Below are 26,499 nucleotides of genomic sequence, written 5' to 3' on the forward strand. Positions count from 1 at the left end.
ACTAACTATGGTTATAAAGTCAAAATAAATGAATGACTATTCACAACATAAACCGATACCCAATCCCCGTCTCCGTCAGGAAATGTTTTGGCCGTGCCGGGTCGGCTTCCAGTTTCTGCCGAATATGCCCCATATAAATCCGCAGATAATGACTATGTTCCACCGCATTTGGCCCCCAGACGTGGTTTAGCAACTGACGCTGGGTGAGCACTTTGCCGGGGTTGTTGAGCAGTTCCGCCAGCAGGCGAAATTCGATAGGGGTGAGATGCACCTCTTCGCCGCCGCGCACAATGCGGCGAGCGGCGAGATCGACCTGCACATCAGAGAATGTCACCAGCGGATCGTTGGGCTGGGTATTGGCGTGGCGGCGTAGCGCGACGCGCAGGCGGGCCTGCAACTCGCCGATGCCAAACGGTTTGCTGAGATAATCATCCGCGCCTGCGTCCAGCGCGGCAATTTTGTCGTTCTCTTCGCTGCGTGCGGAAAGCACTATCACCGGCGTGGCGCTCCACTGACGGAAATCGCGGATAAAATCGATCCCGTCGCCGTCGGGCAAGCCGAGGTCGAGGATCACCAGATCGGGCTTGCGCGTTGCCGCTTCCAGTAACCCACGCTGTAATGTTTGAGCGTCAAATACGCGCAGCCCTTCGGCTTCCAGCGCGGTGCGCAGAAAACGGCGGATGGCTTGTTCATCTTCAACAATCAGAACGCTGGTCACATATCCTCATGAAATTCTTCAAGTTCCGGTGGAGATTCCAGCGGAAGTGTAACATGAAAACAGGCGCCACCTTCAGGGCGATTGCTGGCTGAAAGCGTACCGCCATGAATATCGACAATGGCCCGGCAAATCGCCAGCCCCAGCCCGACGCCGGGAATGGCGGACTCTTTATTTCCACGTGAGAATTTATCAAAAATTCGTGATTCCTGCCCCTGCGCAATGCCCGGCCCGTCATCCCAGATATCGAGCAAGAGCTGATGATTTTGCTCGCGGGCGTTAATGCCAATCTGCGCCTGCGGCCCGGCGTACTTAACCGCGTTTTCCAGCAGGTTGATCAGCACGCGTTCAAACAGCGGCCCGTCGACGTGAATAAGCATCAGCGGGTCGGGAAGCGATAGCGCAATCTGCTGCCCGTTCAGGCCGGGTTCCAGCATACGCAGCGCGCTGCCGACCACCTCTTCAAGCGTCAGCCACTCTTTATTAAGATTAAAGCCGCCAGACTGGATGCGCGCCATATCCAGCAAATTATTCACCAGCCGCGTGGTGTTTAGCACGTGCTGGCGAATTTCATTGGCCTGCGGGGCGTAAGGCGAGCCGCTGCTGGCAAGATCGAGCGTCAGAATTTCCGCCTGACCAAACAGCACCGTCAGCGGTGTGCGCAAATCATGGGAAAGCGCGGCCAGCAGCGAGTTGCGTAAACTTTCCCGTTCGCTGGCAAATCGCGCCTGTTCTTCACTGGCGGTGAGCGCCAGCCGTTCCAGCGCGCTGGCGGCCAGCAGCGTGAATGTCTCCAGCAAACGCTGCTGCTCAGGGATCATCAACTGGCGCAAGTTAAGCGGTTCGACCACCACCAGCCCCAGCGTTTTGCTGGCGCTTTTTAGCGGCAGGATCTGATACGGCACGCCGGGCAGGGTATCGGTGCCCGCCCCGGCGGGAAGGCCTTTATCGAAGCTCCAGCGCGCAATCGCATCATCCCACGGTGTCAGGCCGTCCTGCTGTGTGGACGGCGTGAGCTTATCGTTTTCGTCGGGAAGCAGCACCTGGCTGCGCGCATGGAAGGTTGACTGAATATACTGCTCGCAGGTGCGGGCGATATCTTCGGCGCTGCGTCCCACCGCCAGGGCTTTCGACATCTCGTACAGATGGCGGGTGCGCTGTTCACGATAGCGCGCCACCCGCGCCTGGTAGCGCACACCGGCGGTCAGGTTGCCAATCACCAGCCCCACGGTGAGCATCACGCCGAAGGTCAGAAGGTATTGCACATCAGACACCGCCAGCGTACCGCGCGGAGCGATAAAGAAGAGATCGAAACTGATAACGTTGATAACCGTCGCCAGCACCGACGGCCAGCGGCCATAGAAGAGGGCGACGATCACCACGCCGAGCAGATAGAGCATCACCAGGTTGGCGGCGTCGAACGCCATTAACCATTGCGCCGCGATAAGCGTGATGGCAGCGCAAAGGGCAAACGCCACCGCGCAGCCCCGGATTTGCACCTGCCATTTGTCAAAGAAGCTGCGCGGATCGCGGGTTGATGAAGGCAGCGGATCGGGCTTCTCGTCCATCGCGACAACCAGCAGATCGAGATCCGGTGCATGACGGGCCAGGCGGTCGCCGAAGCGCTCGCCGCTCCACCAGTGACGTTTCTCCTGTCTGCCGATCACAATTTTGCCAAGGTTATGCTCGCGGGCGTAGCGGATCACTGCTTTTTCTTCCGAGGGGTCGGAAAGGGTGGCGGTTTCCGCGCCCAGCTCCTGCGCCAGACGTAGCGAACTGAGGATCGCGCGGCGCTGGGCCTCTGGCAGGCGATGCAGCGTAGGCGTTTCCACATATACGGCATGCCAGACGCTGCCTAAACGCGCCGCCAGACGTGCGGCGGTGCGCACCAGTTTTTCGCTGCCCGTATGGTGGCCGACGCAGAGCAGGATCGCGTCGCGGGTATGCCAGACTTTTTCCTGGCCCTGGGTATCGCGCCAGGCGCGCATCTGTTCATCCACGCGGTCCGCCGTGCGGCGCAGCGCCAGTTCACGTAGGGCGATGAGATTCCCTTTGCGGAAAAAATTCTCGATCGCGCGTTCGGCCTGCCCGGCAAGGTACACTTTGCCTTCGTTCAGCCGCTGGCGTAGGTCGTCCGGCGGCAGATCCACCAGGACCACTTCATCGGCGGCATCAAAGAACGGGTCGGGCACCGTTTCACGCACCTGAATGCCGGTGACGCCGCTGACAATGTCATTCAGGCTTTCCAGATGCTGGACGTTAACGGTAGTAAAGACGTCGATTCCGGCTTCCAGAAGTTCGTCGATATCCTGCCAGCGTTTGGGATGACGCGAACCGGGCGCATTGCTGTGCGCCAGTTCATCCATCAGGACCAGCGCCGGGCGGCGGGCGAGGGCGGCGTCCAGGTCAAACTCATGCAGATAACGGCCCTGCCAGGCGAGCCGCTTTTGCGGTAGCAGCGTCAGGCCCTTGAGCATTTCCGCCGTCTCTTTACGCCCGTGGGTTTCCACCACGCCCGCCAGGATATCCAGCCCCTGCGCCCGCAGACGCTGGGCCTCCGCCAGCATCGCCCAGGTTTTCCCCACGCCCGCGCAGGCACCGAAGAAAATCTTCAGCTTTCCGCGATGCGGAGAGGCCGTCTGCTCCAGCAGGCGATCCGGGTTTGGGCGTTGCGGCTCGTCGGTCATCATCAGTTTTCCTTGTGGGCATCCAGCGCCATATTCAGCTCAACAATATTTACCACAGGTTGGCCGAGAAAACCGAGCAGCGGTTTCTGCGTGGCGGCATCAATTTGTTGATTGAGCCATTCCGCTGAGACGTGACGCGCGCTGGCGACGCGCGGCACCTGCCAGCGCACGCTTTCCGGCGTCAGGCCGTAATCAAGCCCGCTGGCGGAGGCCGTCACCAGTTCCGTGGGAACGGCGGCTGGCGCATCCGGGTTGGCAGCCCGAAGTTGGGCGACACGTTGGCGAATGGCATCATCCAGCGCCGGGTTGCTCGCCGCCAGATTACTGCCGCCCGATGCCATCGGGTTGTAGGGCATGTCCGCCGTGGCGGAGGGGCGACCGTGGAAATAGCCGGGTTGGGTAAAGTTTTGCCCAATCAGCGTGGAACCGCGCACCTGATTGCCCTCAATAATCAGCGAACCGTTGGCGCTATCGTGAAACCACCACTGGCCGAGCGCGGTGGTCAGCAGCGGATAAGCACCGCCGGTAATCAGTGCCAGAAAAAGAAAAATCACAACAGCAGGACGAAGCAGAGACATGGTATACCTCACACCAGACCAAACAGAGTCAGTAACAGATCGATAGCTTTAATGCCGATAAACGGCACAATCAGGCCGCCCAGGCCGTAAACCCACAGGTTGCGGCGCAGCATGGCAGAAGCGGAAAGGGGCTGATAACTCACGCCTTTCAGCGCCAGCGGCAGCAGAAAAACGATGATCAGGGCGTTGAAAATCACCGCGCTCAGAATCGCTGAGTCCGGTGAATGCAGATGCATGATGTTCAACACGCCAAGTTGCGGCCAGCTTGCGGCAAACGCCGCCGGGATAATGGCGAAGTATTTCGCCACGTCATTGGCGATGCTGAATGTGGTGAGTGAGCCACGGGTCATCAGCATCTGTTTACCGATATGTACCACTTCAATCAGCTTGGTCGGGTTGGAATCGAGATCGACCATGTTGCCGGCTTCTTTCGCCGCCTGAGTGCCGGAGTTCATCGCCACCGCCACGTCAGCCTGCGCCAGCGCCGGGGCGTCGTTGGTGCCGTCGCCGGTCATCGCTACCATGCGCCCTTCAGACTGATACTGGCGAATCAACGCCAGTTTGGCTTCCGGCGTCGCTTCGGCGAGAAAATCATCGACGCCCGCTTCAGCGGCGATCGCGGCGGCGGTCAGGCGGTTATCACCGGTGATCATCACCGTCTTGATGCCCATTTTGCGCAGTTGCGCGAAGCGTTCTTTAATGCCGCCTTTTACGATATCTTTCAGGGCAATCGCACCGAGGACTTTCGCGCCTTCCACGACCACCAGCGGGGTTGAACCCTGACGGGCGATACCGTCGACCAGATGCTCGACATCCGCCGGGAATTGCCCGCCGTTACTTTCAACGTGGCGGCGAATGGCATCTACTGATCCTTTGCGGATCATGCGGTTATCGATGTTAATTCCGCTCATGCGGGTTTGCGCAGTGAAGGGCACAAAAGTCGCGTGAAGCTGCTGAACATCGCGTTCACGCAGGTTGAAACGTTGTTTGACGAGGATCACGATACTGCGGCCTTCCGGTGTTTCATCCGCCAGCGACGACAGTTGTGCCGCGTCAGCCAGCGTTCTTTCATCCACGCCCTGTGCAGGTAAAAATTGTGATGCCTGGCGGTTGCCGAGGGTAATGGTGCCGGTTTTATCCAGTAGCAACACATCGACGTCGCCTGCGGCTTCTACCGCGCGGCCGCTGGTGGCTATCACGTTAGCGCCCAACATGCGGCTCATCCCGGCAACGCCGATGGCCGACAGCAGGCCGCCGATGGTGGTTGGGATCAGACACACCAGCAGAGCTATCAGCACGATCACGCTCACCGGTTTACCGCCCCAGGTGGAGAAGGGCCACAGGGTGGCGGTCGCCAGCAGGAAGACAATCGTCAGGGCGACCAGCAGAATCGTCAGCGCCACTTCGTTAGGGGTTTTGCGACGCTGCGCGCCTTCAACCATAGCGATCATCCGGTCAAGGAAGGTTTCGCCTGGGTTGACGCTACAACGGATCACCAGCCAGTCGGAGAGAATACGCGTCCCGCCCGTCACCGACGCGAAATCGCCACCGGATTCACGAATAACAGGAGCCGATTCCCCGGTGATGGCGCTTTCATCGACCGACGCGCCGCCCTCGATCACTTCGCCATCGCAGGGAATGATGTCACCGGCTTCCACCAGCACCACGTCACCTTTACGCAGTTCATCAGAAGGGACGTGATCCATTTCGGCCCCGTGCTGCGGGGCGCGAAGTTTGCGGGCGAAGGCGGTTTTTTGCACGCTCTTCAGGCTGTTGGCCTGCGCTTTGCTACGGCCTTCCGCCATCGCTTCGGCGAAGTTGGCGAACAGCACCGTAAACCACAGCCACAGGGCGATCGCGCCGCTAAACAGCGCGTTACCCTGCAGGTGCCCGGTTGCCATCGCGAGGCTCATCACGGTGGTCAGCACGCTGCCAATCCAGACGATAAACATCACCGGGTTACGCCACTGAATGGTCGGGCTGAGTTTTTTAATGGCGTCGAGTAGCGCCTGCCCAACCAGTTTGCGGTCAAACAGCGCCAGTTGCTTGCGACTCATAAACACATACTCCGCAATGCTTAAAACAGGGAAAGATGTTCCGCGACCGGGCCAATCGCCAGGGCGGGAATAAAGGTCAGGGCGCCGACCAGCAGCACGGTGCCAATCAGCAGGCCGATAAACAGCGCATCGTGAGTGGCGAGCGTGCCGGGAGTAGCTGGCTGGATTTTTTTGTTCACCAGTGAACCGGCGATGGCCAGCACGGGCACAATCACCGCAAAACGGCCCAGCAACATGCAAAACGCCAGCAGGCAGTTCCAGAACGGTGTGTTGGCGCTTAACCCTGCAAAGGCGCTGCCGTTGTTGTTGGCCGCAGAGGAGACGGCGTAAAGCACTTCGCTAAAGCCGTGGCTGCCTGGGTTGAGCATGCCGCTGCGCCCGGCGTCGGTCATCATCGCCAGTGCGGTGCCGAGCAGCACCAGCGTCGGCGTCACCAGAATCGCCAGTGCGGTCATTTTCATTTCAGGCACTTCGATTTTTTTACCCAGATACTCTGGCGTGCGGCCAATCATCAGCCCGGCGATGAACACCGCCAGCAGAACGAACAGCAACATGCCGTACAGCCCGGAACCGACGCCGCCAAACACCACTTCACCAATCTGCATCAACCACATCGGCACCATGCCGCCAAGGGCGGTGAAGGAGTCGTGCATCGCGTTGACCGCGCCGCAGGATGCCGCCGTAGTCACTACCGCATACAGGCTGCTGGCAAGAATGCCAAAGCGGCTCTCTTTCCCTTCCAGGTTAAGGTTGCTGTCTGCGCCCAGCGCCAGCAGGTGCGGGTTACCTTTAGTTTCCGCCCACATCACTACCGCGACGCAAATGACAAAGATGATGCTCATCGCCCACAGAATCGCGCGGCCCTGGCGTTTGTCATTCACCACTTCACCAAAGGCGAAGCAGAGCGCAGCAGGGATCAGGAAGATCGCCAGCATCTGCACGAAATTCGTCAGCGCCGTCGGGTTTTCGAACGGATGCGAAGAGTTGGCGTTGAAGAAACCGCCGCCGTTGGTGCCGATCATTTTGATCGCTTCCTGTGAGGCGACCGGCCCCATCGGCAACTGCTGGCTAACGCCTTCCAGCGTGGTGATAGGCTGATACGCCAGCAGGTTTTGCAGCGTGCCTTGCTGAATAAAGAACAGCGCGACCAGCAGCGATAACGGCAGCAGCACCCACAGCGTGATGCGCACAAGATCGACCCATGCGTTCCCGAGCGTAGTCACACGCTGGCGGGCAAATGCGCGGGCGAGGGCGAAAAGCACCGCGATACCGCTCGCCGCCGACAGGAAGTTTTGCACGGTCAGGCCCGCCATCTGGCTGAGATAACTGAGCGTGGTTTCCCCGCCGTACGATTGCCAGTTGGTATTGGTGACAAAGCTGACGGCAGTGTTCAGCGCCAGATGCCAGGAGAGCCCCGGAAACCCCTGCGGGTTAAACGGCAGCACACCCTGGAGCATCAGCAGCGCGAACAGAGCCACCAGGCCGCAAAGGTTGAGCAGCAGAATGGCGAGCGCATACCGCTGCCAGCTCATTTCGTCGGTCGAAATCCCCAGCGTTCGCCACAGCACCGTTTCACCGCGCAGCGGTTCGTTGGCGATCATGCCCGCCAGCATTTTGCCTAACGGGCGCGCCAGTATGAACAGAACGACTAAGAAACTGGCGATAAGTAAAAATCCCTGAGCGGCCATCAGAACGCCTCCGCATTCAGCAGGGCGTACACCAGATACGCCAGTAACAGGAACACCAGCACCATGCCGGCTATTACGCCTGTAGTCACAACCCACCTCCAACACATTAAGTGATTGGATTAACGGTAGGATTTTCGGTGCAAAGATTTCGCAAAAATCAGGGGGAGGGGTGTAAAAAAAGTATAAAAATGGCAAAGACCATGATTTAACTCATGGTTAGTATTAATTTAACTTTTTTGTAACTTAGTTACGGGGTGAATGTAAATTAAACTTAAATAACCAAAAATAAGTGGTCGGATGAGTAGTAAAATTACAGCCAAAGCGGTATTATTTTAGCCAGATTACTGAGATTCATTTTTATGGCGTTTATTGCCAGCCAACTATAGGGGAGAGAATTATGGAACTGTATAAAGAGTATCCAGCACATATTGTCATTTTGCGTCGTACTTTCGCCGTGGCGGCTGGCGTCATTGCCCTGCCGATCATGCTGTTCTGGAAAGATCGCGCACGTTTTTACAGCTATCTGCATCGCGTCTGGTCGAAAACCAGCGATAAGCCGGTGTGGATGGATCAGGCCGAAAAAGCAGCGAGCGACTTCTACTAAGCGCTGCACAGCCTGTAAATCAGACTTTTCAACGAGAACCGCCGTCATTTGACGGCGGTTTTTTTTATGCCTGCTGGCTACACTTACAGAGAGGAAGTAAGGAGTCAGTATGCAAAAGAAAATCCCCGTTGGCATCAGCGCCTGTCTGTTAGGCGAGCCCGTCCGTTTTGACGGTGGCCATAAGCGTTTACCCTTTGCGGTGGAAGAGTTATCGCCGTGGGTGCGTTTCGAGCCGGTTTGCCCGGAGATGGCGATTGGCTTACCCGTGCCGCGCCCGGCGCTACGGCTGGTGAAGGTGGCGGAAGACGAGGTTGCGCTGCGTTTTAGCGATGCTCGGGAAGGGGATTTAACCCAGGCCATGCGCGAGTTTAGCGCGCAGCGGATCGCCACCTTTGAGACGCTGTGCGGCTATATCGTCTGCGCAAAATCACCCAGTTGCGGTATGGAGCGGGTGCGCATTTATGAGGCGGACGGCAAAAACAATCGTAAAGCCGGGCGCGGTATTTACACCGAAGCGTTGATGGCGCGCTTTCCGTGGCTTCCCGTGGAGGAAGACGGACGGCTGCACGATCCGGTGCTGCGCGAAAACTTCGTTGAGCGTATTTACGCGCTTCATGAATTGAACAGCCTGCGCGAAGATGGCCTCACGCGCGGCAAACTGATTGCGTATCACAGCCGCTACAAACTCTCACTGTTGGCCCATTCACAGCCCGATTACCGCGAACTGGGGCGTTTTGTCGCCACGTTACATGAATGGGAATCGCTGGACGCGTGGTTTATTGCTTATCGCCAGCGGCTGATGAGCCTGCTTTCTATTCCGGCCACCCGGCGTAATCACACCAATGTGCTGATGCACGTGCAGGGCTATTTCCGTAAACAGCTTAACAGTCGCCAGCGCCAGGAGCTTTCAACCCTGATTGAGGGCTACCGTCTGGCCACGCAGCCGCTGCTTGCGCCCGTTACCCTGCTCAAACACTATATGGCGGAATTTCCCGATACTTATCTTGCCACACAACGCTATTTCGACCCCTGGCCGGAGGCCCTTCGTTTACGTTATGGATCTTAATGCAGGAGCGCTATGCCCACCCATCTGATGTGGTTTCGCCACGATTTACGCCTGAATGACAATCTTGCGCTATCTGCTGCCTGTCGCTCTGCCGATGCGACGGTAATAGCGCTGTACATCGCCACACCAAAGCAGTGGCAAAAACATGCGATGTCGCCCAGACAGGCGGCGTATATTCATGCTCACCTCACCGCGCTGCGCGGGTCGCTGGAAGAAAAGGGTATTCCGTTGGCGTTTGTGGAAGTCGATGACTTCGCTGCCAGCGTAGAGGCGTTAAAAACCTTTTGCGATGAGCATGAGGTGAGCTCTCTTTTCTACAACTATCAATACGAAGTGAACGAACGTCAGCGCGATGCGGCGGTAGAAAAAGCGCTGGACGGGGTGCGCTGTCAGGGATTTGATGACAGCGTGATCCTGCCGCCGGGCGCGGTGATGACCGGCAATCACGAGATGTACAAAGTGTTTACGCCGTTTAAAAAAGCGTGGCTGACGCGCCTGAATGATGGCATGCCTGAGTGTGTCGCGGCCCCCGCCAAGCGAAAAAACGCGGCGCACAACGTGACGAGTGCGCCCTTCAAATTCAGCTATCCGCAGCAGGATTTTGAGGCGTCTCTTTTTGCCGCCGATGAAAAAAGCGCCATTCACCAGCTACGGCAGTTTTGCCAGCAGGGCGCGGGCGAGTACGTGTCTCAGCGCGATTTCCCGGCGATTGAGGGTACCAGTCGTTTGTCTGCGGCACTGGCTATCGGGGCTATCTCCCCGCGTCAGTGTCTGCATCGTCTGCTGACTGAACAGCCAAAAACGCTGGATGACGGGCCGGGAAGCGTCTGGCTAAATGAGCTAATCTGGCGTGAGTTTTATCGTCATCTGATGACCTATAACCCGGCGCTGTGTAAACACCGGCCGTTTATCGGCTGGACGGAACGGGTGAAATGGCGCATCTCGCCTGAGCATCTGAAAGCCTGGCAGGAAGGGCAAACGGGCTATCCGATTGTCGATGCGGCGATGAGACAGCTTAACGCCACGGGCTGGATGCATAACCGCCTGCGGATGATCGCCGCCAGTTTTCTGGTGAAAGATCTGCTTATCGACTGGCGCGAAGGCGAGCGCTACTTTATGTCGCAGTTGATAGATGGCGACCTGGCGGCGAACAACGGTGGCTGGCAGTGGGCGGCATCGACGGGCACCGACGCCGCGCCGTACTTCCGAATTTTCAACCCGACGACGCAGGGAGAGCGGTTTGACAAGGCGGGTGAGTTTATCCGCCAGTGGGTGAGTGAGTTGGCGGAGGTTCCGCAAAAATCGATTCATGAACCCTGGAAATGGGCGGATAAAGAGGGCGTTACCCTTGCGTATCCGCGCCCGATTGTCGATCACAAACAGGCGCGGAGTGAAACCCTTGCCGCCTATGAGGCGGCGCGGAAAGGGTAAAGATTACGCTTGCACCGCCACACGACGGGCGCGGAATTTCAGCGCCTGATAGAGCCAAATCACCAGCACGGCACCTACGCAGGCCAGCGCGCCCCAGGTTATCTCGCTAAAGACGCCGATGTAGGCGTCGATAGCGTAGTTCACCGCGCCCGCCGCATCGAAGGCGCTTTGCGAGGTCTGGTCGGCAATCACGCCCGCCAGATAGTTGGCAATCGCCCCGGACAGCAGCATGTAGATCCCGGTCAGGACGCCGGTTACGCCGGGAATTTCAATACGCGTAATTTGCGACATGGCGACCGGGTCGATAAACAGTTCGGCAAAGCCCATCACTGCCATCCCCAGCACCATCAGTGGCATAGAGGAGTGACCGTAGGCCGCCGACCAGCGTGCGCTGAGAGTCAGAATGCAGAAGCCTGCGCTCATCAGCCCTAAACCCAGGGCGAATTTGCCCCAGATACGCACGGTACGGTTACCGCTCACGCCTTCTTTAATCAGCCACGCCAGCACCACGCCGCACAGCATCACTGCAAAGCCGTTCACCGACTGGAACATGGCGGTAGGGACCTCATAACCGAAGATATCGCGATTCACGAAACGGTCGATGTACAGGCTAATGGAACTGCCGCCCTGCTGCGCGAAGGCCCAGAACAGCATGCTGAAGAAAGTCAGCACCACAATCAGCCCCAGCTCTTTACGCTGTTTGCTGTTTTCCGCTTTGGTGTAAATCTTAGCCAGCACACACAGGCCAATTATCGTCGCGACAATCAGCGCATACACCGACCACTCTTTCCAGAACAGAACGGTGATCAGTAACGGCGTGGCAACCAGCAGCACCAGCAGCCAGGCCCAGTTAGGCAGACCCCATTTTTTCGCGTGCAGCGCCGCTTTATTTACACCCGCAGTGTGGCTGAAGTGGCGGTTGCCGCTAAGGAAAATCACCAGCCCGGCCAGCATACCGATGGCTGCCAGCGCGAAACCCATCGCCCAGCTATACTCCTGCTGCACATAGCCGCAGGCAATTGGTGCGACGATGGAGCCGATATTCCCGGCGGCGTAAAGCAGCGAGAAACCGCCGTCACGGCGCGGATCTTCCGGGTGATAAAGTTCACCGAGCAGGCAACTGACGTTGGATTTAAACAATCCATAGCCGCAGACAATAATTGCCAGCGACAAATAGAGGAACACCGGGGCTATCTCACTGGCACCCAGTACCAGATGCCCGACCACCATCAGGAATGCGCCGATCATCACGGCCATACGGTTTCCTAATAGCTTATCGGCCAGAAAACCGCCGAGGATAGGCGTTACATAGACCAGCGAACAGTACGCGCTGAACAGCGCATAGGCGTGGTTATCATCGTACTTAAGCTGGTTGGTGAGATACAGAATCAGCAGCGCGCGCATGCCGTAAAAACTGAAGTATTCCCAAATTTGCAGGGCGACAACGTAGTAAATCGCTCGCGGCTGTGACGTGTTCATAGTGCTCTAACCTCGGTTCTATCGGGCATCTCAGCGCCGGATAGATTTGTTTTCGTAATGTATTTTTGCGAAGCAGCTCAAAATATTTATGTAATATGCTGTCTGTTTGCATAAATATACAGGATATCGTTCAGGTAAAGAAAAGTAATTTGTGTGATTAAATGTTGAAAAGGGCAAGTTTGACGCACGATTTCGACTACAAAGAATGGGTTATCGACGTCAGGCGCAGAGGACGCTATTTTAGTCTGTGATACGACATTCGCGCACAAGGGAGCGATGATGAAAAATACCGAGCTGGAACAAATGATTAACGACAAACTCGGCAGCGCCGCCTTCAGCGACTATGCGCCAAATGGCTTACAGGTCGAAGGTCGCGAAGAGATTCAAAAAATTGTCACCGGGGTGACCGCCAGCCAGGCGCTGATTGACGAAGCGGTTCGCCAGCAGGCTGACGCGGTTATCGTCCACCATGGCTACTTCTGGAAAGGCGAATCGCCGGTGATTCGCGGCATGAAGCGCAACCGCCTGAAAGCGTTGCTCAGCAATGACATCAACCTTTTTGGCTGGCATTTACCGCTGGACGCGCACCCGGAGCTGGGTAACAACGTGCAGCTGGCGCAGTTGCTGGGCATCAACGTGATGGGCGAAATTGAGCCGCTGGTACCGTGGGGCGAGCTCTCCATGCCGGTTTCTGGGCTTGAACTGGCTTCGTGGATTGAAGCGCGCCTGGGGCGTAAACCGCTGTGGAGCGGCGATACCGGGCCGGATAAAGTCAGCCGCGTGGCGTGGTGCACCGGCGGCGGACAGGGCTTTATTGATAGCGCCGCCCGTTTTGGGGTGGATGCGTTTATCACCGGCGAAGTGTCCGAACAAACCATCCACTCCGCCCGTGAACAGGGGCTGCATTTTTATGCGGCGGGGCATCACGCCACTGAACGAGGCGGCATTCGCGCATTAAGCGAATGGCTGAATGAAACGACCGATCTGGATGTGACCTTTGTCGACATCCCTAACCCGGCCTGATTAAAGAGGGTAAAGAGTGCAGCGAGCGCGTTGTTATCTATTAGGGGAAACGGCTGTGGTGCTCGAACTCGAGCCGCCGGTCACCCTGACGAGCCAGAAAAGAATCTGGCGATTAACTCAGCGTCTGGCTGAGCAACCGGAAGTGGTGGAAGCCATTCCGGGCATGAATAACATTACGGTGATTTTGCGTAATCCGCAGGAGCTGGCCCTTGATGCCATTGAGCGTTTACAGCGCTGGTGGGAGGAGAGTGACGCGCTGGAGCCGGAATCCCGCTATATCGAAATTCCGGTGATTTACGGCGGTGAGCAGGGGCCCGATCTCAATGAGGTTGCGCAGCATAGCGGTCTAACGCCAAAACAGGTCGTTGAACTGCACTCATCGGTGGATTACGTGGTGTGGTTCCTCGGCTTCCAGCCGGGCTTCCCGTACCTTGGCGGCCTGCCGGAACAACTCGCCATGCCGCGTCGTGCCGAACCGCGTTTGTTGGTTCCAGCGGGATCGGTTGGGATCGGCGGCGCGCAAACCGGGATCTACCCGCTCGCGACGCCGGGTGGCTGGCAGTTGATTGGCCTCACTTCGCAGCCGTTGTTTGATCCACAGAAAGACGATCCGGTGCTGTTACGCCCCGGCGATACCTTGCGCTTTGTGCCGCAAAAGGAGGGCGTATGCTAAAACTCATTCGCGCCGGGCTTTATACCTCGGTACAGGACAGCGGGCGAGAAGGGCTGAGGCAGTCGGGGATCAGCCGCTGCGGCGCGCTGGATAAACCCGCGTTGATCACCGCTAACCTGCTGGTGGGCAATGACGCCAACGCTGCTGCACTGGAAATCACCCTTGGGCAGGTCAGCGTTGAATTTACCCGCGACGGCTGGTTTGCCTTAACCGGCGCAGGCTGCGATGCGCAGCTGGATGATAAACCGGTCTGGAGCGGCTGGCGACAGTGGGCAAAAGCCGGGCAGCAGCTAGTCCTCAAACGCCCCGTTCACGGTATTCGTAGCTATCTTGCGGTAGCGGGCGGCATTGATGTTCCGCTGGTGCTGGGGTCGCGCAGTACCGACCTGAAAGTGGGCGTTGGTGGCCTGGAAGGGCGGCGATTGCAGGATGGCGATACGCTGCCGCTGGGTGAAGCATTGCGCCAGTTCGACGGGCCGCAGGGCGTGAAACAGTTGCAGCACAGCAACCGCATCCGTGCGTTGCCGGGGCCGGAATATCACGAATTCGATAAGGCGTCCCAGGAAGCATTCTGGCGTTCACCGTGGCAGCTGAGCCCGCAAAGCAACCGCATGGGTTATCGCCTGCAAGGGCAACCACTGATGCGCCAGACCGATCGCGAAATGTATTCGCACGGCCTGCTGCCGGGTGTGGTGCAGGTGCCGCATAACGGCCAGCCGATTGTGCTGATGAACGACGCGCAAACCACCGGCGGCTATCCGCGCATTGCCTGCATTATCGAAGCCGATATGTATCAGCTGGCGCAAATTCCCCTCGGGCAACCGATCCACTTCGTTCCCAGTACGCTGGAAGAGGCGCTAAAAGCGCGCCACGATCAGCAGCGTTATCTGGAACAACTGGCATGGCGACTGAACGATGCTCATTGATTTAAATGCCGATTTAGGTGAAGGCTGCGGCAGCGATGCCGCCCTGTTACAACTGGTCTCTTCCGCCAATATCGCCTGCGGCTTCCACGCGGGCGATGCGCAAACCATGGTTGAAAGCGTGCGTGAAGCGCTGAAAAACGGCGTCGCGATTGGCGCACATCCCAGCTTCCCTGACCGCGAAAACTTTGGCCGTACGGCAATGCAGTTGCCGCCGGAAACAGTCTACGCCCAGACGCTGTATCAAATTGGCGCGCTGGATGCCATCACCCGTGCGCAGGGCGGCACCCTGCGCCACGTGAAACCGCACGGCATGCTCTATAACCAGGCGGCCAAAGATCCACAACTGGCGGATGCCATTGCCCGCGCGGTGCATGACTGCTCGTCATCGCTGATTTTAGTGGGCCTGGCGGGTAGCGAATTGATTCGGGCAGGCGAACATTACGGGCTGGTCACGCGCCAGGAAGTGTTTGCCGACCGGGGTTATCAGGACGATGGCAGCCTGGTGCCGCGCAGCCAGCCGGGCGCACTCATCAGCGATGAAGAGCAGGCGCTGGCGCAAACGCTGGAGATGGTGGAATCAGGACGGGTGAAAAGCATTAACGACGTCTGGACGCCGGTAACGGCACAAACGGTATGTCTGCACGGTGACGGGGAACACGCACTTCTTTTTGCCCGCCGCTTGCGTCGCGCTTTTGATGAGCGCAGTATAAAAATTAGCGCTTAAGCGCATATATAACTAGAACGTTTACAACAACATAACATAGGCAGGGTGGATATAATGGGAGAGATGGTATCTCTCTGGCCGCTGATGGGTATCGCCGTCATTGTGGCTGGATTCTTATTGCGTTTTAACCCGGTACTGGTGGTGATTGCCGCCGGTATCGTCACCGGTCTGGCGGCGCATATGCCGCTGCTGACTATCCTCGAAAAGCTCGGCGAGGGCTTTCTCAACACACGTAACCTGCCGTTTATTCTGCTGGTGCCGCTGGCGGTTATCGGCCTGCTGGAACGCCACGGCCTGAAAGAGCGCGCCCAGGCGTGGATTGCCAAAATCCACAGCGCCACGGCGGGACGCTTGCTGGTGGTTTATCTCTTCGTGCGTGAAGCCACAGCGGCGCTGGGGCTGACCAGCCTCGGCGGGCATCCGCAAATGGTGCGCCCATTGCTGGCGCCGATGGCGGAAGGCGCGGCGGAGAAGACGCACGGCGAACTGCCTGGCGCGGTACGTTATCGCCTGCGCGCGATGTCGGCGGCGACCGATAACGTCGGGCTGTTCTTTGGCGAAGATATCTTCGTGGCCTTCGGTGCGGTGATCTTCATGCATAACTTTATGCTGGAGTCTGGCGGTATTCAGACTGAACCGCTGCACATCGCCCTGTGGGGTATTCCTACCGCACTGTGCGCGTTCCTGATCCACGGCGCACGGATGTGGCGGCTGGATAATTACCTGCATCGCGAAGTGGCGAAAGCCCATGCTGCCGCCGCCAGGGGAGACGCATAATGCATTTTCAACAAAGTTACCTCTACTGGCTGGCGGGGATCGTGCTGCTGATTGTAGCGCTGATGTCCTGGGGCGACAAAGCCAACCCGCGTCGTCTGACCACGGGCCTTTTCTGGGGCGTCTACGGCCTGCTGTTTTTACTCGGCGACTGGGCTTATGAACTGGTTGGCGAGAAGCGTACGGTGCATATCGCGGTTGGCGCGGCGGTGGTGCTGATGGCGCTGATTGCCGGTTTCGGCGGCGTACGTTTGGGGAGCTATTCTCAGCGCACGCAGAAACAGCGTGAAGAGAGCGCCAGCCGTCTGGGGAATCGTCTTTTCTATCCGGCGCTGGCGATTCCGGTGGTGACGGTTATTGGCGTGCTGCTGTTTAACAACGTGCCGGGCTTACAGACCTCGCTGTTTGGCGAAGGCAATCACTCCACGCTGGTCACGCTTTTCTCGATGACCGTCGGCACGCTGATTGGTCTGGCAATGGCAATTAAAATGACCCACGAGCGTGTGCATCAACCGATTCAGGAAGCCCGTCGCCTGCTGGACTCCATCGGCTGGGCGTTTATTCTGCCGCAGATCCTGGCGACCCTCGGCCTGCTGTTTACCGCCGCAGGCGTGGGCGAAGGGATTTCCTGGTTGACCAAAACCTATCTTGCGGTCGACAGCCGATTCATTGCCGTGGCGGTCTATACCATTGGCATGGCCTTGTTAACGATGGTGATGGGCAACGCCTTTGCGGCCTTCCCGATTATCACGGCGGGGATAGGCATTCCGATCCTGGTGTTGCAGCACGGCGGCAACCCGGCGGTGATGGCGGCGATTGGTATGTTCTCAGGCTACTGCGGTACGCTGATGACGCCGATGGCGGCGAACTTCAATATCGTTCCGGCAGCATTGCTGGAACTGCCGGATAAAAACGCGGTGATCAAAGCGCAGGTGCCGACGGGCGTGCTATTGCTGCTGGTTAACGTTTTCCTGCTCTATTTCCTGATGTTCCTGTAAGGAGTGAAAATGCGCACAGTGTTAATCACCGGGTTCGAGCCGTTTGATGGCGAAGCGGTTAACCCTTCATGGGAAGTCGTTTCGCGTCTTGATAATGCTATCATCGGCGGGTGCCGCGTCGTGGCGCGTCAGCTGCCGTGCGTCTTTGGCGAAGCGCTGATTGAACTGAACGCGGCCATCGATTCGCTCTCGCCAACGCTTGTCCTGAGCGTCGGGCAGGCCGGGGGGCGCACGGATATCAGCGTTGAACGCGTGGCGATTAACGTCGATGACGCCCGCATTCCGGACAATCGGGGCAATCAGCCGGTCGATACGCCGATTGTGGCGAGTGGCCCGGCGGCGTGGTTTAGTTCGCTGCCGATCAAAGCCATCGTGAGTGCGCTGCGTGATGCGGGGATTCCCGCGTCAGTGTCACAAACGGCGGGTACCTTCGTGTGTAATCACGTGATGTATGGTCTGCTGCATAAACTGAGCGGTATACCGGAAGCGAAGGGCGGTTTTATCCATATTCCGTATTTGCCGCAGCAGGCGGCGGCGCATCCTGGTGCGTCGAGCATGGCGGCAGAAACCGTACGTCAGGGCCTGGAGCTGGCGATTGCCACTGCCTTGCAGGTGGAAAACGATATTCAGGTTACCGGCGGTGCAACGCATTAACAAAGGATGACATTATGCCTGAAGGCCCGGAGATCCGCCGCGCGGCGGATAGCCTGGAGGCAGCTGTTAAAGGCAAACCACTCACTGAGGTGTGGTTTGCCTTCGAACAACTGAAACCTTATGAATCTCAGCTGGTGGGGCAGCGCATTACCCATATCGAAACGCGCGGTAAGGCGCTTCTCACCCACTTCTCAAACGGACTGACGCTCTACAGCCATAATCAGCTCTACGGTGTATGGCGAGTGGTGAACGTGAATTCCGTGCCGCAAACCACGCGCGTTTTGCGTGTGAAGCTGCAAACGGCGGATAAAGCGATCCTGCTTTACAGCGCCTCGGACATCGAGATGTTAACGCCCGAGCAACTGACCACGCATCCGTTTTTACAGCGCGTTGGGCCGGATGTGCTCGACCTTAAGCTGACGGAAGCCGATGTTAAAGCGCGTTTGTTATCGCCACGTTTTCGCAATCGTCAGTTTTCCGGATTGTTACTGGACCAGGCGTTTCTCGCCGGATTAGGGAATTACCTGCGCGTTGAAATTCTCTGGCAGACGCAGCTCGCCCCTCAGCGTAAAGCCTCGCTGCTTACTGATGTACAGCTTGATGCGCTGGCGCAGGCGTTGCTGGCGATCCCGCGGTTGTCTTACAACACGCGGGGGCGGGTGGATGAGAATAAACATCACGGCGCGCTGTTCCGCTTTAAAGTCTTTCATCGTGATGGCGAAGCGTGCGAGCGGTGTGGGGGAGTGATTGAGAAGACGACGATGTCGTCGAGGCCGTTTTACTGGTGCCCGCATTGCCAGAAGTAGGGTGATTTTGCCGGATGATGGTTTTCTTCATCATCCGGCCCTGCACTGTGGGCATATTTACTCGCTGTCTTTAAACAACGGGAGTCCTTGGGATTTACGCCAGCGTTTGATTTCTTCTAAAACACCCTCAGGAGAATCTTCTCTGTCATCGGGGGGGTAGAATATAAGATTACTACCTTCAGGATGATGGGTTATTTTGATTAAGTGGTGCACAAGCTTACTTAAGTGATCATTTAACGCTTTTCCTTTTAATTCACGAGAATCATCAAAAAATTCATTAAGATAATCTAACATTTCTTGTTCTGTGTAATATTCTAACCGTTCTTTGAACATTATTTATTCTCTTTATGAATGCGAATATGATTTCGAGGAGTATTAATCCTCAAGTTATCCATGTTGTAAACAGGTCCATCTTGCCGTATTTGTACAATGTGATGTATTTCGAATACCTTACGCCCACCTACAGCTTGTTCTTCGACAACAAATGGAGAACCATCTTTTTTCAATACCCTCTGGTTAGATTTATTGAACTGCCCCAGAAGTTCAGGACATTCAGAAACAGCCCTCCACAACTCCCCCCTGAAGTGATCAAAATCCCTGAACTCCCTTCCCCTCAACTTATCCGCCACCTGTGCAGGTATCGGTGCGCCGATTCCGGAGCTTGCCGCCTCAAGCCAGCGTACATTATCGGGAATGACCTGCCCATTTCCTGTGGCAACACCGGGTTCATCTCTGGCTGTTTTAAGATAAACATAAATGGGTTTAATTCCCGAACCGGCGGGAAAGACCAGAATGTAATCATTAAAATCAGTGACGTCCGGAACCGGATAAGGTGGTGTCGTGTAGTCGTCTTTCCCGTCAGGGATAGGCGTAACCAGTATGGTCGGTTGATCAAGCGTGGGAACATTATTTCCGGTGTGGGCTGGCGCATTGCCATTTTCGGGATGTTCGGGCGTCCAGGTGATTAGCGGGCCATCTACGCCGTTTGCGGGGGTAAATTCGTAGCGACCCGTTGTTGCGTTCCACACCATATTAGCAACGCGCACATTTTCATAGGGCGTACCTTCACCCGTATGTACTCCGTAGACTTGAGGATTACCGTGAATATCGTTTCGCCAGAAAAAACGCACGCGAGTGGTGGTTGTGCCGCCTACGGCGGCCTTTTGCCGGAGAATATCGTCGTACCAGTACTCATCGCGCCCTGGGACACGCGCGCTTCCTTCTCCCGCCGCAGGAATATAAAGTGCTGATGCCAGCGCGCCTATCCATGGCACGCTTTCGGCGGCACCCAGAAGGCCTCCCAACGACTCTGAGCCCCATACCCTGCTCATTGCCACTGGCAACACTGATGCTAAGGAAGACGCTTCAGCGGGGGGTGTAGAGTGTTTGCTGTCTGGCTTATGAGCATATCCGCAGCAATCATCGACGTCAGTCCGGGCAAATATCGCCATTTCGCCGAAATGTTCTGCGGGCTCCTCAGCATCTCCCGCATCCGTGCATCCCGTTTCTTTCAGACAGGATTTTGCGTATACCGGTGTAACTTTTTCAGGGGCGGGAGGTGGGGTTTTAATCTCATCATTGTTGAGCGGGACTTTAAGGACGGAGGTTTTAGGTTGGGGAAAAAATAGGTTGTTATATTCAGCCGGTATATTTAAGTAGCTATATTCAGTATTAGTAATAAGATGCTTACAGAGAATGTAGTCATAAATAACAGAAATATGTTCGTAAGGAAGACGCTTGATATTAATGTCTGTATCAATTTTTGATACGGAAGCATTCCTCAATTGAATATAATAATAGCGCTCCCAGTGGCCGGTGCGGTTTATGCGATAAAAATCAATTTCGATAAATAATCGTTCATTGTTATTGATGGCATTACTGAGTAGTGGACTGCTTTTATCGATAGTTTTTGTGAATTCCAGTGCTTGAAAATGACATCCTCTACCGGTATTGGTTACATCGTGTCGAAGTGAAAATGCGAAAATTTCGTCCGTATGATTCTGTTGCCAGCGGTTACCGATTGACGCCTCACTCCCGCAATCAGCGGAAATGTTTCCCTGCTGCTCACCTGTAATTCTCAGGTAAATAATATTGCTCATTCCATTAGCATCTTTATTTTTAAAGTGTGTAATTAGATGCTGAACAAAAAGAAAGCTCAAGTCAATGATAAGCAATTCGTGCGGAGGGTGTTAATTAAGATGGTTATTTAGAAGAAAAAATAGAAATGATAAATAAATACACAAAGAAATATTGAAAAGAAAAATAATTTAAAGAGGGGAGGAAGCTGCCGGTTTCCCGGCAGCCTGGTGCATTAATGTTTCAGGTCAGACTTAAAATCGCGTTTTTCGTAGCCGGTGTACAGCTGACGAGGACGGGCGATTTTCATGCCTTCGCTGTGCATTTCATTCCAGTGCGCAATCCAGCCTACGGTACGCGCCATCGCGAAGATAACGGTAAACATGGAAGACGGAATGCCCATCGCTTTCAGGATGATACCGGAGTAGAAGTCTACGTTCGGGTAGAGTTTCTTCTCGATGAAGTACGGGTCGTTCAGCGCGATGTGTTCCAGCTCCATCGCCACTTCCAGCAGGTCATCTTTGGTACCCAGCTCTTTCAGCACTTCATGGCAGGTTTCACGCATCACGGTGGCGCGCGGGTCATAGTTTTTATAAACACGGTGACCGAAGCCCATCAGGCGGAAAGAATCATTCTTATCTTTCGCACGGCGCACGAATTCCGGAATGTGTTCAACAGAGCTGATCTCTTCCAGCATCTTCAGCGCCGCTTCGTTGGCGCCGCCGTGTGCCGGCCCCCACAAGGAAGCAATACCGGCTGCGATACAGGCGAACGGGTTCGCGCCGGAGGAGCCTGCGGTACGCACGGTAGAGGTAGAGGCGTTCTGTTCGTGGTCAGCGTGCAGGATCAGAATACGGTCCATTGCGCGTTCCAGAATCGGGTTCACTTCGTACGGTTCGCACGGTGTGGAGAACATCATGTTCAGGAAGTTGCCCGCGTAGGAGAGGTCGTTGCGCGGGTAAACGAACGGCTGGCCGATGGAATATTTGTAACACATCGCCGCCATGGTCGGCATTTTGGACAGCAGACGGAATGCGGCGATATCGCGATGACGCGGGTTATTCACGTCCAGCGAGTCGTGGTAGAACGCCGCTAACGCGCCGGTGATCCCGCACATTACCGCCATCGGGTGAGAATCGCGGCGGAACGCGTGGAACAGACGGGTGATCTGCTCGTGGATCATGGTGTGGCGAGTCACGGTGGTTTTGAATTCGTCATACTCTGCCTGCGTCGGTTTCTCACCGTGCAGCAGGATGTAGCAAACTTCGAGGTAGTTAGATTCAGTGGCTAACTGGTCAATCGGAAAACCGCGGTGCAGCAGGATGCCTTCATCACCATCAATAAATGTGATTTTGGATTCGCAGGATGCGGTAGAGGTGAAACCAGGGTCAAAAGTAAAAATGCCCTTTGAACCAAGACTACGGATATCAATAACATCCTCACCGAGCGTGCCTTTTAGCACATCCAGTTCGATAGCAGTGTCACCACCGAGGGTGATTTTTGCCTTTGTATCAGCCATTTACGGTCTCCTTAGCGCCTTATTGCTTAAGACTGCCGGCTACCTGGTTTGCATTCAAAAGATATTTCGACGTTACCACTTTGTTATTTGGCTCAAGGCTCTGCTGCAGAGGTGGAACCAGGGTACAGAGCAAATGGCGCTTGACGGTATGCGTCTAATCTACAGTGAAACAACAGCAAATCAGGGTATTAGCAGTCCGAATATTCAAACCTGTCTATCACTAATAACTTTCCTGATAACTTTGGTCAATAGCAGCACACTGTTACATAACTTATTATCAGGTGAAAGAGTGACCCCATAACTTTTGGGCATTATATGCTTTTTCAGGTGATAGTTGTAACAATAATGTTTAATATTTGTCAAATCACGTGATTAATTTTTAAAATATTGTTGTAATCGTGACGCTGATCACTGTTCAGCATAAAACCCGACAAACTATATGTAGGTTAATTGTAATGATTTTGTGAACAGCCTATACTGCCGCCAGGTCTCCGGAACACCCTGCAATCCCGAGCCACCCAGCGTTGTAACGCGTCGATTTAGCATCTGGAAGCAGATTTTTATATGACGCAAAGTTATAGATAAGGACGCTGTCTGACCCGCAAGCAGACCGGAGGAAAGGAAACAATAAGAACAGCATGTGGGCGTTATTCATGATAAGAAATGTGAAAAAACAAAGACCTGTCAACCTGGACCTACAAACGATCCGGTTCCCAATCACGGCGATAGCGTCCATTCTCCATCGCGTCTCCGGAGTCATAACGTTTGTGGCTGTCGGTATTCTGCTTTGGCTGCTGGGCACCAGTCTCTCCTCTCCGGAAGGCTTCCTTTATGCGTCATCCATTATGGGCAGCTTCTTCGTTAAATTCATTATGTGGGGCATCCTGACGGCGTTGGCTTATCACGCCATCGTGGGGATTCGCCATCTGCTGATGGATTTTGGCTATCTGGAAGAAACCCTCGAAGCAGGTAAGCGCTCCGCCAAAATTTCTTTTGTTATTACTGTCGTGCTTTCAATTCTTGCAGGAGTCCTCGTATGGTAAGCAACGCCTCAGCATTAGGACGCAACGGCGTACATGACTTCATCCTGGTACGTGCCACCGCCATCGTCCTGACTCTGTACATCATCTACATGGTTGGTTTTTTCGCGACGAGCGGCGACCTCACCTGGGAAGTCTGGAGTGGTTTCTTCTCCTCTGCGTTCACCAAAGTGTTCACCTTGTTGGCCCTGTTTTCTATCCTGATTCATGCCTGGATTGGCATGTGGCAGGTGCTGACCGACTACGTTAAACCGCTGGCACTGCGCATGGTGCTGCAACTGGCAATCGTTGTTGCGCTGGTGGTTTACGTCATTTATGGATTTGTTGTGGTGTGGGGTGTGTAATGAAACTGCCAGTAAGAGAATTTGATGCTGTTGTAATTGGTGCCGGTGGCGCGGGTATGCGTGCGGCACTGCAAATTTCCCAGAGCGGCCAGACCTGTGCGCTGCTCTCTAAAGTTTTCCCAACCCGTTCGCATACCGTTTCCGCGCAGGGTGGTATCACCGTAGCGCTGGGTAACACCCATGAAGATAACTGGGAATGGCACATGTACGACACCGTAAAAGGGTCGGACTACATTGGTGACCAGGACGCGATCGAGTATATGTGTAAAACCGGCCCGGAAGCGATTCTGGAGCTGGAACATATGGGCCTGCCGTTTTCCCGTCTGGACGATGGCAAAATTTATCAGCGTCCGTTTGGCGGCCAGTCGAAAAACTTCGGCGGCGAGCAGGCGGCACGTACTGCGGCAGCGGCTGACCGTACCGGTCACGCACTGCTGCACACGCTTTATCAGCAGAACCTGAAAAACCACACCACGATTTTCTCTGAGTGGTACGCGCTGGATCTGGTGAAAAACGCCGATGGCGCAGTAGTCGGGTGTACCGCGCTGTGTATCGAAACCGGTGAAGTTGTCTACTTCAAAGCCAATGCCACCGTGCTGGCGACCGGCGGCGCAGGCCGTATCTATCAGTCCACCACTAACGCGCATATCAACACCGGTGACGGCGTCGGTATGGCCCTGCGTGCCGGTGTTCCGGTGCAGGATATGGAAATGTGGCAGTTCCACCCAACCGGTATCGCCGGTGCGGGCGTGCTGGTGACAGAAGGTTGCCGTGGTGAAGGTGGTTACCTGCTGAACAAACACGGCGAGCGCTTCATGGAGCGTTATGCGCCGAATGCGAAAGACCTGGCGGGTCGTGACGTGGTGGCGCGTTCCATCATGATCGAAATCCGTGAAGGTCGTGGCTGCGACGGTCCGTGGGGCCCGCACGCGAAACTGAAACTTGACCACCTGGGTAAAGAAGTCCTGGAATCCCGTCTGCCGGGCATCCTTGAGCTTTCTCGCACCTTCGCCCACGTCGACCCGGTTAAAGAGCCGATTCCGGTAATCCCAACCTGTCACTACATGATGGGCGGTATTCCGACCAAAGTGACCGGCCAGGCGCTGACCGTGAACGAGCAGGGGGAAGATGTGGTGATCCCTGGGCTGTTCGCGGTGGGTGAAATTGCCTGCGTATCCGTACACGGCGCTAACCGTCTGGGCGGCAACTCGCTGCTGGACCTGGTAGTATTTGGACGTGCGGCTGGCCTGCATCTGCAAGAGTCTATTGCCGAGCAGGGCGCACTGCGCGATGCCACTGAAGAAGAGATTGACGCTTCCCTGGAACGTCTGAATCGCTGGAATGGCAACCGTGACGGTGAAGATCCGGTTGAAATTCGTAAAGCGCTTCAGGAATGCATGCAGCATAACTTCTCGGTATTCCGTGAAGGTGATGCGATGGCGAAAGGTCTTGAGCAACTGAAAGTGATTCGTGAGCGTCTGAAAAACGCCCGTCTGGACGACACTTCCAGCGAATTTAACACCCAGCGTGTTGAGTGCCTGGAGCTGGATAACCTGATGGAAACCGCTTACGCGACTGCTGTTTCCGCGAACTTCCGTACCGAGAGCCGTGGCGCGCATAGCCGCTTCGACTATCCGGATCGTGACGACGCAAACTGGCTGTGCCATTCCCTGTATCTGCCAGAGTCTGAGTCCATGACGCGTCGTAGCGTCAATATGGAACCAAAACTGCGTCCGGCGTTCCCGCCGAAGATTCGTACTTATTAATGCGGAGACAGGTCAATGAAACTCGAATTTTCAATTTATCGTTATAACCCGGATGTCGATGACGCTCCGCGCATGCAGGAATACACCCTGGAAGGCGAAGAAGGGCGCGACATGATGCTGCTGGATGCGCTCATCCAGCTGAAAGAGAAAGACCCAAGTCTGTCGTTCCGCCGCTCCTGCCGTGAAGGGGTTTGTGGTTCCGATGGCCTGAACATGAACGGCAAAAACGGTCTGGCCTGCATCACGCCAATTTCGGCGCTGGGCAATGGCAAACAGAAGATTGTTATCCGTCCGCTGCCAGGTTTACCAGTCATTCGTGATTTGGTGGTAGACATGGGGCAATTCTATGCACAATATGAGAAGATTAAGCCTTACTTGTTGAATAATGGGCAAAATCCTCCTGCTCGCGAGCACCTCCAGGGGCCAGAGCAGCGTGAAAAACTCGATGGGTTGTACGAGTGTATCCTGTGTGCATGTTGCTCGACGTCCTGCCCATCGTTCTGGTGGAACCCGGATAAGTTTATCGGCCCGGCAGGTCTGTTGGCGGCGTACCGCTTCCTGATTGACAGCCGTGATACCGAAACCGACAGCCGCCTTGATGGCCTGAGTGACGCTTTCAGCGTATTCCGCTGCCATAGCATCATGAACTGCGTCAGTGTATGTCCGAAGGGGCTGAACCCGACGCGTGCGATTGGTCATATTAAGTCAATGTTGTTGCAGCGCAGTGCGTAAGTAATAACGCCCTTATCCGGCCTACAAGTGAGTACCCGTAGGCCTGATAAGCGCAGCGCCATCAGGCGTAACAAAGATATGCAGGAAACCTCTAAAAACTGCCCCTGATTATGTTCGACAGTTTTTAAAGGTTCCTTCG

General features: G+C 55.7%; 26 protein-coding genes. 15 read left to right on the plus strand and 11 right to left on the minus strand.

Annotated elements, in window-relative coordinates:
* Window positions 1–40: 40 nt before the first annotated feature.
* The 6 genes from kdpE to kdpF are packed head-to-tail and all read right to left on the minus strand — an operon-like array spanning window position 41 to window position 7,790.
* A complete protein-coding gene (gene kdpE, locus ACWWFX_RS11250) occupies window positions 41–718 on the minus strand; it encodes a two-component system response regulator KdpE (protein ID WP_473223817.1) in 678 nt (225 codons plus the stop codon).
* A complete protein-coding gene (gene kdpD, locus ACWWFX_RS11255; protein WP_473223857.1) occupies window positions 715–3,402 on the minus strand; it encodes a two-component system sensor histidine kinase KdpD in 2,688 nt (895 codons plus the stop codon). Before kdpD ends, kdpE begins: the two co-directional genes overlap by 4 nt.
* Window positions 3,403–3,404: 2 nt before the next feature.
* Window positions 3,405–3,980 carry a potassium-transporting ATPase subunit KdpC gene (gene kdpC / locus ACWWFX_RS11260; RefSeq protein WP_473223818.1) on the minus strand — a complete coding sequence of 192 codons (576 nt, stop codon included), beginning with the start codon at window positions 3,978–3,980 and terminating at the stop codon, window positions 3,405–3,407.
* 8 nt (window positions 3,981–3,988) lie between these two features.
* A complete protein-coding gene (gene kdpB, locus ACWWFX_RS11265) occupies window positions 3,989–6,037 on the minus strand; it encodes a potassium-transporting ATPase subunit KdpB (RefSeq protein ID WP_473223819.1) in 2,049 nt (682 codons plus the stop codon).
* 20 nt (window positions 6,038–6,057) lie between these two features.
* Window positions 6,058–7,725, minus strand: coding sequence for a potassium-transporting ATPase subunit KdpA (gene kdpA / locus ACWWFX_RS11270; RefSeq protein ID WP_473223820.1), 1,668 nt, complete (start codon window positions 7,723–7,725; stop codon window positions 6,058–6,060).
* Window positions 7,725–7,790, minus strand: a complete 66-nt coding sequence (gene kdpF / locus ACWWFX_RS11275; RefSeq protein WP_347794369.1) for a K(+)-transporting ATPase subunit F — start codon at window positions 7,788–7,790, stop codon at window positions 7,725–7,727. Before kdpF ends, kdpA begins: the two co-directional genes overlap by 1 nt.
* 332 nt (window positions 7,791–8,122) lie before the next feature.
* On the opposite strand from kdpF, the gene ACWWFX_RS11280 reads away from it, so the two are divergent.
* The 3 genes from ACWWFX_RS11280 to phrB all read left to right on the plus strand — a co-directional run bounded on the left by ACWWFX_RS11280 (window position 8,123) and on the right by phrB (window position 10,826).
* Window positions 8,123–8,329, plus strand: coding sequence for a YbfA family protein (locus ACWWFX_RS11280; RefSeq protein ID WP_149464416.1), 207 nt, complete (start codon window positions 8,123–8,125; stop codon window positions 8,327–8,329).
* A 109-nt stretch (window positions 8,330–8,438) separates the two neighbouring features.
* Window positions 8,439–9,395 carry a YbgA family protein gene (locus ACWWFX_RS11285; RefSeq protein WP_473223821.1) on the plus strand — a complete coding sequence of 319 codons (957 nt, stop codon included), beginning with the start codon at window positions 8,439–8,441 and terminating at the stop codon, window positions 9,393–9,395.
* A 12-nt stretch (window positions 9,396–9,407) separates the two neighbouring features.
* Complete coding sequence (gene phrB / locus ACWWFX_RS11290) at window positions 9,408–10,826, plus strand: deoxyribodipyrimidine photo-lyase (protein ID WP_473223822.1); 1,419 nt, start codon at window positions 9,408–9,410, stop codon at window positions 10,824–10,826.
* 3 nt (window positions 10,827–10,829) lie between these two features.
* Here the strand turns inward: phrB and dtpD are convergent, their stop codons facing one another.
* Window positions 10,830–12,305 (minus strand): dipeptide permease DtpD, encoded by a 1,476-nt coding sequence (dtpD, locus tag ACWWFX_RS11295; RefSeq protein ID WP_473223823.1) that lies wholly within the window; start codon window positions 12,303–12,305, stop codon window positions 10,830–10,832.
* A gap of 279 nt (window positions 12,306–12,584) precedes the next feature.
* Here dtpD and ACWWFX_RS11300 point away from each other — a divergent pair, with 279 nt between their 5' ends.
* Genes ACWWFX_RS11300 through nei form a run of 8 tightly spaced genes read left to right on the plus strand, consistent with a single transcriptional unit; the run spans window position 12,585 to window position 18,883 of the window.
* On the plus strand, window positions 12,585–13,328 hold the full coding sequence (locus ACWWFX_RS11300) for a type 2 GTP cyclohydrolase I (protein ID WP_473223858.1): 744 nt from the start codon (window positions 12,585–12,587) through the stop codon (window positions 13,326–13,328).
* A gap of 16 nt (window positions 13,329–13,344) precedes the next feature.
* Complete coding sequence (pxpB, locus tag ACWWFX_RS11305; protein WP_456147420.1) at window positions 13,345–14,001, plus strand: 5-oxoprolinase subunit PxpB; 657 nt, start codon at window positions 13,345–13,347, stop codon at window positions 13,999–14,001.
* Entirely contained in the window at window positions 13,995–14,927 is a 933-nt protein-coding gene (pxpC, locus tag ACWWFX_RS11310; RefSeq protein WP_456147421.1) for a 5-oxoprolinase subunit PxpC, read from the plus strand. The genes pxpB and pxpC overlap by 7 nt, the downstream gene beginning before the upstream one ends.
* Window positions 14,917–15,651 carry a 5-oxoprolinase subunit PxpA gene (gene pxpA / locus ACWWFX_RS11315; RefSeq protein WP_473223824.1) on the plus strand — a complete coding sequence of 245 codons (735 nt, stop codon included), beginning with the start codon at window positions 14,917–14,919 and terminating at the stop codon, window positions 15,649–15,651. The genes pxpC and pxpA overlap by 11 nt, the downstream gene beginning before the upstream one ends.
* Before the next feature lie 54 nt (window positions 15,652–15,705).
* Window positions 15,706–16,428, plus strand: a complete 723-nt coding sequence (locus tag ACWWFX_RS11320) for a DUF969 domain-containing protein (RefSeq protein WP_473223825.1) — start codon at window positions 15,706–15,708, stop codon at window positions 16,426–16,428.
* Entirely contained in the window at window positions 16,428–17,423 is a 996-nt protein-coding gene (locus tag ACWWFX_RS11325) for a DUF979 domain-containing protein (protein ID WP_473223826.1), read from the plus strand. Before ACWWFX_RS11320 ends, ACWWFX_RS11325 begins: the two co-directional genes overlap by 1 nt.
* A 9-nt stretch (window positions 17,424–17,432) precedes the next feature.
* Window positions 17,433–18,077 (plus strand): pyroglutamyl-peptidase I, encoded by a 645-nt coding sequence (gene pcp, locus ACWWFX_RS11330; RefSeq protein ID WP_473223827.1) that lies wholly within the window; start codon window positions 17,433–17,435, stop codon window positions 18,075–18,077.
* Window positions 18,078–18,091: 14 nt separating this feature from the next.
* Window positions 18,092–18,883 carry an endonuclease VIII gene (gene nei, locus ACWWFX_RS11335; RefSeq protein WP_473223828.1) on the plus strand — a complete coding sequence of 264 codons (792 nt, stop codon included), beginning with the start codon at window positions 18,092–18,094 and terminating at the stop codon, window positions 18,881–18,883.
* A gap of 57 nt (window positions 18,884–18,940) precedes the next feature.
* Here nei and ACWWFX_RS11340 read toward each other — a convergent pair whose 3' ends face one another.
* From ACWWFX_RS11340 to ACWWFX_RS11355, 4 genes are all read right to left on the minus strand, one after another.
* Window positions 18,941–19,216, minus strand: coding sequence for a bacteriocin immunity protein (locus ACWWFX_RS11340; RefSeq protein ID WP_113857491.1), 276 nt, complete (start codon window positions 19,214–19,216; stop codon window positions 18,941–18,943).
* Complete coding sequence (tssD, locus tag ACWWFX_RS11345; protein WP_473223829.1) at window positions 19,216–20,982, minus strand: type VI secretion system tube protein TssD; 1,767 nt, start codon at window positions 20,980–20,982, stop codon at window positions 19,216–19,218. Before tssD ends, ACWWFX_RS11340 begins: the two co-directional genes overlap by 1 nt.
* A 212-nt stretch (window positions 20,983–21,194) precedes the next feature.
* Complete coding sequence (locus ACWWFX_RS11350) at window positions 21,195–22,478, minus strand: citrate synthase (protein ID WP_276218350.1); 1,284 nt, start codon at window positions 22,476–22,478, stop codon at window positions 21,195–21,197.
* Between the two features lie 204 nt (window positions 22,479–22,682).
* Window positions 22,683–22,790: a hypothetical protein gene (locus tag ACWWFX_RS11355; RefSeq protein WP_442961864.1), complete on the minus strand. Its 108-nt coding sequence runs from the start codon at window positions 22,788–22,790 to the stop codon at window positions 22,683–22,685.
* A gap of 326 nt (window positions 22,791–23,116) precedes the next feature.
* Between ACWWFX_RS11355 and sdhC the strand changes: the two genes are divergently transcribed.
* The 4 genes from sdhC to sdhB are packed head-to-tail and all read left to right on the plus strand — an operon-like array spanning window position 23,117 to window position 26,360.
* Window positions 23,117–23,521, plus strand: a complete 405-nt coding sequence (sdhC, locus tag ACWWFX_RS11360) for a succinate dehydrogenase cytochrome b556 subunit (RefSeq protein WP_015965319.1) — start codon at window positions 23,117–23,119, stop codon at window positions 23,519–23,521.
* On the plus strand, window positions 23,515–23,862 hold the full coding sequence (sdhD, locus tag ACWWFX_RS11365) for a succinate dehydrogenase membrane anchor subunit (RefSeq protein WP_015965318.1): 348 nt from the start codon (window positions 23,515–23,517) through the stop codon (window positions 23,860–23,862). Before sdhC ends, sdhD begins: the two co-directional genes overlap by 7 nt.
* Window positions 23,862–25,628, plus strand: a complete 1,767-nt coding sequence (sdhA, locus tag ACWWFX_RS11370) for a succinate dehydrogenase flavoprotein subunit (protein WP_276218346.1) — start codon at window positions 23,862–23,864, stop codon at window positions 25,626–25,628. Before sdhD ends, sdhA begins: the two co-directional genes overlap by 1 nt.
* 15 nt (window positions 25,629–25,643) lie before the next feature.
* A complete protein-coding gene (gene sdhB, locus ACWWFX_RS11375; protein WP_015965316.1) occupies window positions 25,644–26,360 on the plus strand; it encodes a succinate dehydrogenase iron-sulfur subunit SdhB in 717 nt (238 codons plus the stop codon).
* The last annotated feature ends 139 nt before the right edge of the window (window positions 26,361–26,499 follow it).

The organism is Pseudocitrobacter sp. 2023LY-00077 (assembly GCF_055796175.1).